General features: G+C 46.8%; 10 protein-coding genes. All 10 read left to right on the top strand.

The window, feature by feature from the left end; genetic code table 11:
* Window positions 1–115 precede the first annotated feature (115 nt).
* The 10 genes from QFZ77_RS24450 (at window position 116) to QFZ77_RS24405 (ending at window position 13,658) form a co-directional block, all read left to right on the top strand.
* On the top strand, window positions 116–1,519 hold the full coding sequence (locus QFZ77_RS24450) for an MFS transporter (protein ID WP_307443334.1): 1,404 nt from the start codon (window positions 116–118) through the stop codon (window positions 1,517–1,519).
* 221 nt (window positions 1,520–1,740) lie between these two features.
* The gene (locus QFZ77_RS24445) at window positions 1,741–2,883 is read left to right on the top strand and encodes an acyl-CoA dehydrogenase (protein ID WP_307443333.1); all 1,143 of its coding nucleotides are present in this window, start codon (window positions 1,741–1,743) and stop codon (window positions 2,881–2,883) included.
* 39 nt (window positions 2,884–2,922) lie between these two features.
* The gene (gene mmgD, locus QFZ77_RS24440; protein WP_307443332.1) at window positions 2,923–4,074 is read left to right on the top strand and encodes a citrate synthase; all 1,152 of its coding nucleotides are present in this window, start codon (window positions 2,923–2,925) and stop codon (window positions 4,072–4,074) included.
* Window positions 4,071–5,519, top strand: a complete 1,449-nt coding sequence (locus QFZ77_RS24435; RefSeq protein ID WP_307443331.1) for a bifunctional 2-methylcitrate dehydratase/aconitate hydratase — start codon at window positions 4,071–4,073, stop codon at window positions 5,517–5,519. The genes mmgD and QFZ77_RS24435 overlap by 4 nt, the downstream gene beginning before the upstream one ends.
* A 39-nt stretch (window positions 5,520–5,558) precedes the next feature.
* Window positions 5,559–6,467, top strand: coding sequence for a methylisocitrate lyase (gene prpB / locus QFZ77_RS24430; protein WP_307443330.1), 909 nt, complete (start codon window positions 5,559–5,561; stop codon window positions 6,465–6,467).
* A gap of 85 nt (window positions 6,468–6,552) precedes the next feature.
* Complete coding sequence (locus QFZ77_RS24425) at window positions 6,553–7,695, top strand: acyl-CoA dehydrogenase (RefSeq protein ID WP_307443328.1); 1,143 nt, start codon at window positions 6,553–6,555, stop codon at window positions 7,693–7,695.
* A gap of 53 nt (window positions 7,696–7,748) precedes the next feature.
* The gene (gene icmF / locus QFZ77_RS24420) at window positions 7,749–10,985 is read left to right on the top strand and encodes a fused isobutyryl-CoA mutase/GTPase IcmF (RefSeq protein WP_307449818.1); all 3,237 of its coding nucleotides are present in this window, start codon (window positions 7,749–7,751) and stop codon (window positions 10,983–10,985) included.
* A gap of 24 nt (window positions 10,986–11,009) precedes the next feature.
* Window positions 11,010–12,020 (top strand): thiamine pyrophosphate-dependent dehydrogenase E1 component subunit alpha, encoded by a 1,011-nt coding sequence (locus QFZ77_RS24415; protein ID WP_307443326.1) that lies wholly within the window; start codon window positions 11,010–11,012, stop codon window positions 12,018–12,020.
* Complete coding sequence (locus QFZ77_RS24410) at window positions 12,021–13,001, top strand: alpha-ketoacid dehydrogenase subunit beta (RefSeq protein ID WP_307443325.1); 981 nt, start codon at window positions 12,021–12,023, stop codon at window positions 12,999–13,001. It begins immediately after the preceding gene.
* A 12-nt stretch (window positions 13,002–13,013) separates the two neighbouring features.
* The gene (locus tag QFZ77_RS24405; RefSeq protein WP_307443323.1) at window positions 13,014–13,658 is read left to right on the top strand and encodes a 2-oxo acid dehydrogenase subunit E2; all 645 of its coding nucleotides are present in this window, start codon (window positions 13,014–13,016) and stop codon (window positions 13,656–13,658) included.
* Window positions 13,659–13,675 lie beyond the last annotated feature (17 nt).

Below are 13,675 nucleotides of genomic sequence, written 5' to 3'. Positions count from 1 at the left end.
TGAGTTTGGTAAAGTTGAGGTGGCTGGTAAGAAATGGGGTGAATCGAGGAGTAAATGAGTAGTAAGTTCAATGATATGAAATTTAAATTCGTAAAGAGGAAGGAAGTTTGTCGAAATGAATATCGTGGAGAGTCAAACCAACACTGTAGCGGACAACTCAGAAATAAAGAAAAGTGTCCTTTGGATTTATTATGTTATATTTTTTGCCGTATTGAATGAATCCGTATTCAATGTATCTACTCCAAGCATTGCCAAGCAGTTCGGTCTGGATGCTTCCGGTGTAAGCTGGGTAGTTACGATCTTTTTTATCGTCTTTGGTATGGGAATGGTTATATTCGGGAAGCTTTCCGATATGTACAGCATCAAAAAATTGATTACAATAGGGATCTCTCTTTACGCTTTTGGGTCCATATTGGGTTTTGTATGCCAATCGTGGTATCCCGCTGTCATTTTATCTCGGGCCATACAAGGGGCAGGTGGGTCAGCTATCCCAGCCTTGATTTTCGTCATGGTAGCCCGGTTTTTCACAGTGAAAGAACGGGGGAGAATGTTTGGTATTATTACATCGACCGTTTCATTCGCGATTGGGATCGGTCCGGTACTTGGCGGTTATATTGCAGGATCGTTTCACTGGGCCTTTTTGTTTCTTGTTTCGGTACCAGTCGTTATAGCCATTCCTTTTTTTCAAAAGTTTCTGCCTGTAGAACCGCGCAAAGCAGGTAAATTGGATGTTGCAGGAGCGGTACTTTTGGGTATTATCATATCAACGCTGATTTTGTTTACGACAGAAGGAAATTGGATCTACTTGGGAATCGTGCTGATAGCTCTTATTTTATTTATCGTTCATATTCGCAGAGCGAAGGAGCCGTTCGTCGAACCTGCACTTTTCACAAATTCTCTTTACCGAAATGGTCTCATCATCGGCTTTCTAATTTTTGGCACCGTAATGTCGGTCATGTTCGTCATTCCGCTAATGTTAAGTAACATATACGGCCTGGACACAGAACATATTGGACTTATAATGTTTCCTGGAGCCATTAGCGCGGTCGTATTTGGGAAAGTGGCCGGCAATATGACGGTCAAGCGAGGGAGCCATTATGTTGTATATCTAGGATTGATATTAATAGCAGCTAGTCTTTTACTGCAATCTTCATCAATCGGACTTTGGGTATGGTACATTGGAGCAGCCCTCATCATGATGTACATCGGGTTTTCTTTCATGCAGACGGCATTAACGGAAACGATTACGCAAATATTGCCTGTTCAACAAATTGGCGTCGGGATGGGCTTTTTCAATATGACATCAACGATTTCCGGAGCGGTCGTGACGGCACTCGTTGCTAAAGTGATGGAGAAAGAACTGCTTGCTTTTCCGCTTCATCCTCTAATTTCAGACTCACACGCCTACTTGTACGGCAATCTCATTCTGATATTATGCTTAGTTGTCGTAGCAAGTACATTACTTTATTTCGTATCTTTTGGCAAAAAAAATCAACAACTGGTCAATGAACTGGTATAAATACTGGAAAGACAATGAACTTGGAAGAGCCAACCCTGTACAAAGGTCTGGCTCTTTTAATTTTTTAGTGCAGCCCCGAAGGTATAAGCCTTTGTAAAAGGGTGTATATATAAAGCATAGATCTGAAAGCGTTTACAGCTTGTCCTATTTTCAATCCATCGACCGAATTTTTCCTCGGCAGAACATGAAGAAATGTCCATCATGTCGAAGGAGGCAGTCGAATGCATGTGTCCTATACGGATAAACAGAACATGATTCGTTTCATGGTGCGTGATTTTGCGATTAACGAGGTAGAGCCGACGGCTGCACAGCGGGATGAAGAAGAGAGATTTGATCGTAATTTGTTCGATAAAATGGGGAAGCTTGGTTTGACGGGCATTCCGTGGCCTGCAGCGTACGGTGGGCTTGCGTCCGATTTTCTGACCTATGCCATGGTCATCGAAGAGCTTTCTAGGGTATGTGGTTCCACAGGAGTTATGCTTTCCGTTCATACCTCTTTAGTCAGTTGGGCGATTTACAGGTATGGCACAGAAGAACAGAAACAAAAGTTTTTGCGGCCTTTAGCAGAAGGCAAGAAGCTAGGAGCTTATAGCTTAACGGAAAGTGGTTCCGGCTCCGATGCTGGGGCAATGAGGACAACAGCGATAAAGGACGGGGACAGTTATGTCCTTAACGGCTCCAAACTATTTGTTACAAATGGAGGGGAGGCGGAGGTTTACATCGTTTTTGCGATGACAGATATGCAGCAAAGGCAAAAAGGGTGCAGTGCCTTTATCGTAGAAAAGGGAGCTGCTGGATTCATTTTTGGCAGCAAAGAAAAGAAGCTAGGCATCCGTTCATCACCGACAATGGAATTGAGGTTTGAGAATTGCCGTGTTCCAGCGGAAAACTTGCTAGGGCCGGAGGGTGAAGGCTTCCGAATTGCCATGAAAAGTCTGGATGGCGGACGTATCGGAATTGCTGCTCAAGCACTTGGAATTGCGCAAGGTGCTCTAGATGCTTCAATTGCTTATGCAAAAGAACGAAATCAATTGGCAAAGCCGATTGGTGGGCAGCAAACGATTGCTTATAAAATCGCTGATATGGCAACTCACATTGAAGCAGCTAGACTGCTTGCCTATCAGGCCGCCTGGCGGGAAAGCAAGGGGTTAACATATGGGAAGCAAGCTGCTATTGCCAAGCTTTTCGCCAGTGATACCGCTGTTCAGGTCTGCATTGAGGCTGTGCAAATATTTGGAGACGACGGCTATACCAAGGATTTCCCTGTAGAGCGGTTTTTGCGCGATGCGAAGGTAACCCAGATATACGAAGGGACGAACGAGATTCAGCGTATTGTGATATCCCGAATGCTTCTTGCCGACTGACTGAATGAAAGAACGAACGGAGGAAGGGAGAGCGATGAGATGAGTGAAGACTATTTGCCTGGACTTGAAAATGTCATTGCTAGCGAGACGAACATCTCGTATCTGGATGTGGAGAAGGAGGAAATTGTTGTTCGCGGATATGACCTTATTGAGCTTGCCCAACATGTAACCTATCTGGATATTGTAGGGCTGCTTCTAAACGGAGTGCTGCCTAATCCAGATGAACGGCATTCGATCGAAGAGAAGTTGAGATCGGAATATGGATTACCTCCAAATGTGAATGCAATTCTACAACTACTCCCCGAGGAAGCCGACTTCATGGATGTTCTGCGAACAGGCATCTCAGCTATAGCTAGTTACGATGTAGATCTTGAGGATCGTTCTAGAGAAGCCAATACCCGTAAAGCCATTCGATTGCTCGCGAAAGTGCCGGAAATTGTAGCCAATGGGTATCGCGCGCAAACGAAGCAGCCATTCATAGACCCGCGCAAAGTGCTATCCTATACAGCTAATTTCTTATATATGATCACAGGACGCGTCCCAACCAAGATGGAAGAAGCTATCTTTGATCAATCACTGATCGTCTATAGTGAGCATGAAATGCCGAATTCTACGTTTGCTGCTCGTGTTATTGCATCCACACAATCCGATCTTTATGGTGCATTAACAGGTGCGGTTGCTTCACTCAAAGGGACTCTGCACGGCGGTGCGAATGAAGCGGTCATGGCTATGCTTTTGGAAGCGGGATCGGAAGCAAAGCTTGAAGCACTCATGCTGAATAAATTAGCAAAGAAAGAACGAATTATGGGCTTTGGACATCGGGTTTATATGAAAAAAGCGGATCCCCGTGCGCTGCTTATGAAAGAGGCGCTTGCTGAACTCGCAGTAGACAAAAATCAACCAGAGCTCTACAACATGTGTGTCCTTGGGGAAGAAGTCATGAAGCGAGAAAAGAATTTGCATCCGAATTTGGATTATTATGCAGCTCCTGTTTACTATTTGCTAGGGATTCCAATTGATTTGTTTACACCGGTATTTCTTGCTGCCCGTACGATCGGCATTAGCGCGCATGTGATCGAACAACATGATAATAATCGACTCTTTCGACCACGAGTTCATTATAAGGGGCCTCGAGATCTACACCCTCCTCAGCAGCCGAGTCGCTTAAGCAGAAAGGACGAATACGAATGAGTAGTTCTGGATATCTGGAAAATAAGGAGATGACCTTTGATCCCTTAATAGAGGAAATTGCCGATTATACATTGGCAAAAGGGATTGAAAGTGAGGAAGCGTATCGCATCGCACAGCATGTCTTATTGGATTCACTTGGCACCGGATTACTCGCTTTACGATTCCCGGATTGTACGAAGCATTTGGGTCCGATTGTACCAGGTGCGAACTTATCGGGGGGCGCCCGTGTGCCGGGGACGAGATACGAGCTAGACCCTGTCCATGCGGCTTTTAATATCGGCTGTATGATACGTTGGCTGGATTATAACGATACATGGCTGGCAGCTGAATGGGGGCATCCATCGGATAATTTAGGCAGTATTCTTGCCGTCGCCGATTATCTTAGCCGCAATCGAGCTGCTGAGGGGAAAAAGCCGCTCATTATGAAAGATGTCCTCACCATGACGATTAAAGCGCATGAGATTCAAGGAGTGCTTGCTCTTGAGAACAGCTTAAATCGTGTGGGGCTGGATCATGTTCATTTTGTGAAAATAGCTTCGACAGCCGTTGCTGCGGCAATGTTGGGGGCGAACAGAGAAGAGCTGTGCAGCGCCCTTTCTAACGCATGGATTGACGGAGCTAGCTTAAGAACGTATCGACATGCTCCCAATACAGGATCACGTAAATCATGGGCTGCCGGTGATGCCACAAGTCGTGGGGTACGGTTAGCTTTGATGGCTGTAGGTGGAGAAATGGGCTATTCGTCGGCACTTACTGCGAAAAACTGGGGCTTCCAAGATGTTTTATTTCAAGGAAAAGAACTCACATTAGGTCGTTCATTAGGCTCCTATGTGATGGAGAATATTTTATTTAAAATATCATTTCCAGCTGAATTTCATGCTCAAACGGCCGTAGAATGTGCTTTGCAGTTGTACCCCAAGGTAAACAAGCGACTGGATGAGATTGCACACATCACATTGACTACCCATCAATCTGCGATTCGGATTATTGATAAGAAGGGACCCTTGCACAATCCTGCTGATCGGGATCATTGTCTGCAATACATGGTAGCGATTGGGCTGCTGTTTGGTACATTGACAGCTGAGCATTACGAAGAAATGGTCGCTAAGGATCCTAGGATTGATGCGCTTAGGGAGAAAATGGTCGTTGTCGAGAATGAGCAGTACAGCAAGGATTACCTGGATCCTGACAAACGTTCGATCGCCAACGCGGTCCAAGTTGATTTCAAAGACGGTACGAATACGGAGAAAGTGGTTTGCGAGTATCCGATCGGGCATCGAAGGCGGCGTGAGGAAGGTTTACCTAAGGTTATTGAGAAATATGAAGCAAATTTACTTACTCGGTTTCCTCGTAGGAAGACGACAGAAATACGGAAGCTCTCACTTGATTATGAGCGGTTGATTCAAACACCTGTTCATGAGTTTATGGCGCATTTTATTATATGACCACTGGTTAATAAAATCGGCGAGATGCAGGAGGTCTTTATGTCATGGCTGATTGAAGAAGAACCGGATCAACAACGATTGGCCGCTGAATTTCGTCAGCTTGTTGGTGCTGGTCCAATTGTCAAAATCCCCGGAACCCACGACGGAATGGCAGCAAGAATAGCCAAACAGGCTCATTTTAAAGCCATATATTTATCAGGAGCTGCTTACACAGCTAGCAGGGGACTGCCTGATTTAGGCCTCATTTACTCTAATGAGGTGGCGGAACGTGCCCGAGAGTTAGTTCGTGCATCCGGTCTTCCTCTACTTGTCGATATAGACACCGGATTCGGCGGTATTTTAAATGTAGCACGAACAGCTAAGGAAATGGTGGAGGCGAAAGTCGCAGCCGTTCAAATAGAGGATCAGGAAATGCCGAAAAAATGCGGACATTTGAATGGAAAGAAGCTCATTTCGGTTGAGGAAATGATTCAAAAAATTCGAACGATCAAAGCCGTGAGTCCGACATTATTTATCGTTGCGCGTACGGACGCCAAGAGCGTCGAGGGAATAGGTGAAGCGATTCATAGAGCAAAGCAATATCTCGCAGCCGGAGCGGATGCGATTTTTCCAGAAGCGTTGGAGAGTCAAGAAGACTTTCAACACTTTAGCCAAGAAGTGAAGGCCCCACTTTTAGCCAATATGACGGAATTCGGGCGAACTCCTTATTATACGGCGGAGCAATTTGAAAGCTGGGGATTTCATATGGTTATTTATCCTGTCACTTCTCTTCGCGTAGCTGCCAAAGCCTATGAAAGAGTATTTGAGGAAATTAGTCAGACAGGAACCCAAAAGGGCTCTATCAGCCATATGCAAACCCGGAGTGAGCTGTATGATACGATTCGGTATTACGATTATGAAGCATTAGATGGGAAAATTGCTAAAACGATTTTGAATGAAAATGATTAGCGGCCTTTGAATCATCCTCACTGATCTCCTGATATCGGTGGGGTCTTTGCGTACACTTAAGTCATCTAGAGGAGGTCGTACTGGCATGGACTTTAGCTTGTCGGAGGAATTGGAAATGGTTCGCAGTATGGTCCGTGATTTCGCCGAAAATGAGGTGGAACCGAGTGCTGCCCTTCGAGATGAGGATGAACGGTTTGATCGAGCCTTATTTAACAAAATGGGAGAGCTTGGTCTGACGGGGATTCCTTGGGCTGAGAACTACGGTGGGCTTGGCTCCGATTATCTGACCTATTGTCTTGTTGTAGAGGAACTATCTCGTGTGTGCGCTTCTACAGGTATTACTCTATCGGCACATATTTCGCTTGCAGGCTGGCCTATTTATACCTTTGGGACGGAAGAGCAGAAGATAAGGTTTCTACGTCCGATGGCAGAAGGGAAGAAGCTTGGGGCATACGGTCTGACAGAGATCGGCTCAGGCTCCGATGCTGGATCCATGGGAACGACAGCCATACGAGATGGGGATCACTATGTATTAAACGGCTCCAAAAAATTCATTACCAATGCAGGTGCTGCGGAAATTTATATCGTGTTCGCTTTGACGGATCCTTTGCAAAAGCACAAAGGCTGGAGCGCATTTATCGTAGAGAAAGACACACCCGGATTTACATTTGGCAAAAAGGAAAGAAAATTGGGCATTCGCTCATCGCCGACGACGGAGATTCTCTTTGACGACTGCCGCATACCCATGGAAAACCTACTTGGAAATGAAGGAGAAGGATATAAAATCGCAATGCGCACGATTGATGGCGCTAGAATCGGAATCGCGGCTCAGGCGGTAGGGATTGCGCAAGGAGCACTGGATGTCTCGTTGGCCTATGCCAAAGAACGCAAACAGTTTGGTAAGCCGATTGCGCAGCAGCAGGCGATTGGCTTTAAGCTTGCGAATATGGCAACAAAAATCGAGGCAGCCAGATTGCTGACGTATCAAGCCGCTTGGCGAGAAAGTCAGGGGATATCATACGGCAAAGAATCTGCTTATGCCAAGCTTTTTGCTGGAGACACGGCCATGGAGGTGACTGTAGAAGCTGTTCAAATCTTCGGAGGATATGGCTATACAAAAGCGTTCCCCGTTGAACGTTATATGCGCGATGCCAAGATCACGCAAATCTATGGAGGGACGAACGAAATCCAGCGAGTGGTCATTTCTCAAAGCCTTCTTGCTGATTGAGGAAGAGAGGTGCAGTCGTGGCATCTGTGGGTTCGGAAACCAACTATCGTGCGATGCATAAGGTGAGATTCGTATCGGCTTCGGCTTTATTTGACGGCCATGATGTGTCCATTACGATTATGCGGCGAATTCTTCAAGCCAGTGGAGCGGAGGTCATTCATCTAGGGCATAACCGATCCGTTAGGGAAATTGTGCAAGCAGCTATTCAGGAGGATGTTCAGGGAATTGCCGTTTCATCGTATCAAGGCGGGCACGTCGAGTACTTTACTTATATGATTGATTTATTGCGGGAAAAAGGGGCACTCGAGATCAAAGTCTTCGGCGGCGGAGGGGGTGTGATCCTTCCTTCAGAAATCAAAATGCTGCATGACTATGGCGTTACTCGCCTATTTTCCCCTGACGATGGAAGGGAGCTTGGCTTGCAAGGGATGATTAACTTCATGATGAAGGAGTGTGATTTTAGTACGGTTTCTGGCTATGTCCAAGGTTATGAAGTAAGCGGACTAGGGCAAATCAAAGATCATAGGTCGATAGCCCGCTTCATTACAGCTGCCGAACTAGCTTGTGAAAGCAGGGAATCGAAATCGGAGATAGAGATATTAAGTAAACAGTCAAATGGGGCCACATGTCCAGTTGTTGGCATCACAGGTACGGGCGGAGCGGGGAAAAGCTCCCTAACCGATGAATTAGTCCAGCGTTTCCTGCGTCAGTACCCGGATAAAACGATCGCCATCCTATCGGTCGATCCAACCAAGCAGCGAAGCGGTGGCGCTTTGCTTGGGGATCGCATCCGCATGAATGCTGTTCACAACGATCGCGTGTATATGCGAAGTATGGCAACACGGGGCTCAGGCAACGAGCTATCTCTGGCAATCGCTCCTGCCATTGTCATCTTGAAGGCGGCCGGCTTTGATCTCGTTTTGGTGGAAACCAGCGGAATTGGTCAAGGTGATCATCAGATCACAGAAGTAGCCGATGTGTCGCTCTATGTGATGACAAGCGAATTCGGCGCGCCTTCGCAATTAGAGAAGATTGATATGCTTGATTACGCGGACCTGATTGCGATTAATAAATTTGACCGAAGAGGCTCTGCGGATGCACTTCGGGATGTGAAGAAGCAAGTTCAGAGAAATCATGGATTATTTGAGTTGAATTTTGAAACCATGCCTGTCTATGGAACAATGGCTAGTCAATTTAACGATGCTGGCGTGGATACGTTATTCAACGCTCTCATCGAAACCTTGAATCGAAAATGTGCTTTGCAGTGGCCTGTTCAGGGATTTTCAACTGGTCATATTGCTGCTAAGACGCATGTCATCATACCAACTGATTGCACACGGTATTTAGGAGAAATCGCGAATACTGTACGGGCGTATCATGCCTACGCAGAAGGGGAAGCCGAGCTGGCTACTAATTGCTATCAAATTGAAGGGGCGATTACAGCCCTGCAGCAGGAGCTAGGAGCGGACGAAAGTATTAATTTGCTGCAAACACTAAAGATGAATCTCGAGACGCGTATGCAAAAAGAAACACGCCATCTGCTGGCTCAGTGGCCGGAACTGCAAAGAAAATACACAGGCAAAACATTCACTACCCGAGTACGGGATAAAGAATACGTGACAGAGCTAACAACGTCAAGCTTGTCAGGTCTGGACATCCCGAAGGTGAGCCTGCCCAAATACCGCGATGCAGGAGATCTCATTCGCTGGATGTACCGTGAGAATGTTCCGGGGGAATTCCCCTTTACAGCAGGTGTTTTTCCTTTCAAACGAACAGCAGAGGACCCCAAACGCCAGTTTGCAGGCGAAGGGACGCCGGAACGCACCAATCTACGATTTCATTATTTATCGCAGAATGATCAAGCCAAGCGTCTCAGCACGGCTTTCGACTCCGTCACTTTGTATGGGGAGGATCCTGATGAACGGCAGGACATTTACGGCAAGATCGGTGAGAGCGGGGTTAGTGTCTGTTCATTAGACGATATGAAAAAGCTGTATGCCGGGTTCGATCTTTGCGATCCTTTAACTTCGGTTTCAATGACGATCAACGGTCCTGCACCGATACTTCTTGCGATGTACATGAACACGGCCATCGATTTCCAGATCGAACGCTTCTCCCGGGAGCAGGTTAGACTACCAACGGACGTGGAGGCTAACCAGATCCGCGGGCAGACGCTGAGATCGGTGAGGGGGACGGTACAGGCTGACATTCTGAAGGAGGATCAGGGACAGAATACGTGTATTTTTTCAACGGAGTTCGCACTGCGGATGATGGGCGATATTCAGCAATATTTTATCGATCATGAAGTCCGTAATTATTACTCGGTTTCTATTTCGGGTTATCATATTGCCGAGGCTGGGGCGAATCCGATCTCACAGCTCGCTTTTACATTAGCTAACGGATTTACTTATGTTGAGTATTATCTGGCTAGATGCATGCCGATTGATGACTTCGCACCGAATCTGTCCTTCTTTTTCAGCAATGGGCTTGATCCGGAATATACGGTGATTGGACGAGTGGCGCGCCGAATTTGGGCTACGGTTATGAAGAACAAATACAACGCTAATGAACGCAGCCAAAAACTGAAATATCATATCCAAACGTCGGGGCGATCTCTGCATGCGCAGGAAATTGATTTTAATGATATCCGAACCACGCTGCAAGCACTGATGGCCCTTCTTGATAACTGTAACTCGCTTCATACGAATTCTTATGACGAGGCGATTACAACACCAACGGAGGAATCCGTACGTCGAGCAATGGCTATTCAATTAATCATCACAAAAGAACTTGGTTTTGTTAAAAACGAAAACATGCTGCAGGGCTCGTTTATCATCGAGGAGTTGACCGATTTGGTTGAGGAGGCTGTGCTGCAGGAATTAGAACGAATTAGTGAAAGGGGCGGTGTACTCGGAGCTATGGAGTCTCAGTATCAAAGGGGTAAAATCCAGAATGAATCGATGCTGTATGAAATGAAAAAACATCATGGCGAGCTGCCCATTATTGGGGTAAATACGTTCCTTCATCCCAATCCTTCCAAAGATGAGGACATGAATATCCCGCTAGCTCGCGCAACGTCGAAAGAAAAAGAGCAGCAAATTACGAATCTCAGAGAGTTTCTCTCGAGGCACCAAGCAGAATCAACCGAGGCTTTGGCAAAGCTGCAGCAAATAGCGCTTGATGGCGGCAACATTTTCGCCGAATTGATGGAAACGGTCAAGGTAGCCAGTTTGGGGCAAATTACTCACGCGCTCTATCAGGTAGGCGGGCAATATCGCAGAAATATGTAGCAGCAGGAGAGAGGAGGAATTTCTATGTCTTCTCAGCAAAATACGAAACATCAACAGCTCGGTTTAACCGATGAACAGGTGCTGCAGATGTATACCTTCATGCTCAAAGCGAGGAAGTTTGACGAGCGAGCAACACTTCTTCAACGGTCAGGCAAAACGGCCTTTCATATCTCTAGTGTAGGTCAAGAAGCGACCCAGGCAGCAGCGGCGTTCGCATTAAATAAGCAGCATGACTATTTTCTGCCTTATTACAGGGATTATGCCTTTGTCCTAACGGTGGGTATGACCGTGCGTGAACTCATGCTGGCAGCCTTATTTAAAGCTGAGGACATCAACGGTGGCAGGCAAATGCCAGGGCATTTTGGTTATAAGAAGCATCATATCGTTTCGGGATCAAGCCCGGTTGCCACACAGGCCCTACACGCTGTCGGCATCGCACTGACGGCCATGATGAGGAAGGAAGATCATGTAGCTTTCGTCAGCTTCGGCGAAGGGGCGAGCAACCAAGGGGATGTGCACGAAGCGTTCAATTTTGCCGGTGTATTCAAGCTGCCCGTTATCTTCCTATGCGAAAATAACCAGTATGCCATTTCCATTCCTGCGCATAGACAAGTGGCCGGACGCGTTGTTGATCGTGCCGCAGGCTATGGCTTTCCAGGTCAGCGTGTTGACGGCAATGACACACTTGAGGTGTATCGCGCGGTCAAAGAAGCGAGGGAGCGTGCCGTTCGCGGGTATGGGCCGACGTTGATTGAAGCGATGCTTTATCGGATCCCGCCGCATTCCACAGCAGATGACGATATGCTGTACCGGACGAAAGAAGAGGTAGAGTACCATAAGGAGCAGGACGGCTTGCAGCGGTTTCGTCGTTATTTGATCGAATGTGGGGTTATGTCCGAAGAGATCGAACAAGTGCTGAATGAGAGTGTTACAAAAGAAGTGAATGAAGCAACGAAATATGCTGAAAAAGCCCCATATCCGGCTCCCGAGGATGTATTACGGCATGTTTATGCGGAAGATGGGGGTGATGCTTAAATGCCAATCTTAACGTATTTGGAGGCCATTCGCCGTGCGATGGTGGAGGAAATGGAACGCGATGAGCATGTTTTTGTGCTCGGAGAGGATATTGGGAAGGGCGGCGTTTTGAATGCGACGAAAGGCATGCGCGATCGGTTCGGTGAATTAAGAGTCCTTGACACGCCTCTCTCGGAATCAGCCATTGTGGGTGTTGCGATTGGAGCGGCTATGGTCGGGATGAGGCCGATTGCGGAAATCCAGTTTGCCGATTTTATTTTCCCGGCGGCTAATCAAATCATTAGTGAGGCAGCGAAAATCCGTTATCGCTCGAATAATGACTGGCATTGTCCAATCGTCATTCGCGCACCTTACGGCGCGACAGGCGGAGGCGGATTGTATCACTCACAGTGTCCGGAATCAGTGTTTTTTGGCACTCCAGGACTCAAGATTGTTGCGCCGTCTACAGCATATGATGCCAAAGGTTTGCTGAAAGCGGCAGTACGGGACGAGGATCCTGTCCTTTTTTTCGAACATAAGAAATGCTATCTTTCGATATCAGATGAAGTACCTGAAGAAGATTACACGGTTCCTATTGGCAAAGCAGCCATAAGGCGCGAAGGTATGGATATCACAGTGATTGCCTACGGTTTGTCGGTACATTATGCAATTAAAGCGGCTTTCGAGCTGGAGCAAGAAGGAATTAGTACCGAAGTATTGGATTTGCGGACACTTCATCCGCTCGATAAGCCTGCTATTTATGAGGCAGCAGCCAAAACAGGTAAAATATTGATCGTCCACGAGGATAATAAAACAGGTGGCATCGGAGCTGAAATATCGGCTCTAATAGCGGAACACCTATTATACGAATTGGATGCACCTATCATGAGATGCTGCCCTCCCGATATTCCCCCTGTTGGCATGGCGCCAACCTTAGAGAAGTTTTACCTGCCGAATGTCGACATCGTCAAAGAAGCCATGCGCCAATTAGCGGAAATCTGAAGGAGGCTGGGTATGCAGAGGATCTCTGAAAATCCCCATGCTTGGATGATGATCGAAGTGGATGTCAGTAACCTCGTCGCCTTGCGGCAAGAGTTGAAAGACGACTTTATGCGTAGAGAGGGCGTTCCGCTTTCGCTTAGCCCTTTCGTATTGAAACCGATCGTGAATGCCTTGAAGGAGTTCCCCATGTTGAATTCAACCTGGCACTCGGGCAGCATTCTTTTCCAAAAGGATATCAACCTTTCGATAGTTGTTGCTCTTGCCGACGATACCATCGTAACACCTGTGATCTATCATGCGGATCGTAAATCCATAGCAGGAATCGCGATTGAGCTGTATGAGTTGGTCATGAGGGCGAGAAGTGGATTATTACTGCCTGCCGATTTATTAGAGGGTTCATTTACATTTAGTAACACCGGCTCGGTAGGATCCTTGCTTTCCTGTCCAATCATTCATAATCCGCAGGCGGCCATACTGACTTTTGAGTCCATCGTACGTAAGCCTGTAGTCATTCAGGAGATGATTGCGATCCGATCGATAGCCAAACTTTGTGTTTCCTATGATCAACGGATTGTGGACGGGATGATTTGCAGTCGTTTCATGCAGCGGGTTAAGCATTATTTGGAACAATATGATCAAGAAACGATCATTTATTGAGAATCATGGAGGACTAT

Origin of the sequence: Paenibacillus sp. V4I3 (genome assembly GCF_030817215.1) — a bacterium.
Taxonomy (GTDB): Bacteria; Bacillota; Bacilli; order Paenibacillales; family NBRC-103111; genus Paenibacillus_E.
This window is presented reverse-complemented; position numbering and strand designations above follow the sequence as displayed.

Excerpts from the sequence above, each read along its gene's own strand:
- QFZ77_RS24450 (WP_307443334.1), top strand. The coding sequence starts at position 116 with ATGAATATCGTGGAGAGTCAAACCAACACTGTAGCGGACAACTCAGAA.
- QFZ77_RS24445 (WP_307443333.1), top strand. The coding sequence starts at position 1,741 with ATGCATGTGTCCTATACGGATAAACAGAACATGATTCGTTTCATGGTG.
- mmgD (WP_307443332.1), top strand. The coding sequence starts at position 2,923 with ATGAGTGAAGACTATTTGCCTGGACTTGAAAATGTCATTGCTAGCGAG.
- QFZ77_RS24435 (WP_307443331.1), top strand. The coding sequence starts at position 4,071 with ATGAGTAGTTCTGGATATCTGGAAAATAAGGAGATGACCTTTGATCCC.
- prpB (WP_307443330.1), top strand. The coding sequence starts at position 5,559 with ATGTCATGGCTGATTGAAGAAGAACCGGATCAACAACGATTGGCCGCT.
- QFZ77_RS24425 (WP_307443328.1), top strand. The coding sequence starts at position 6,553 with ATGGACTTTAGCTTGTCGGAGGAATTGGAAATGGTTCGCAGTATGGTC.
- icmF (WP_307449818.1), top strand. The coding sequence starts at position 7,749 with ATGCATAAGGTGAGATTCGTATCGGCTTCGGCTTTATTTGACGGCCAT.
- QFZ77_RS24415 (WP_307443326.1), top strand. The coding sequence starts at position 11,010 with ATGTCTTCTCAGCAAAATACGAAACATCAACAGCTCGGTTTAACCGAT.
- QFZ77_RS24410 (WP_307443325.1), top strand. The coding sequence starts at position 12,021 with ATGCCAATCTTAACGTATTTGGAGGCCATTCGCCGTGCGATGGTGGAG.
- QFZ77_RS24405 (WP_307443323.1), top strand. The coding sequence starts at position 13,014 with ATGCAGAGGATCTCTGAAAATCCCCATGCTTGGATGATGATCGAAGTG.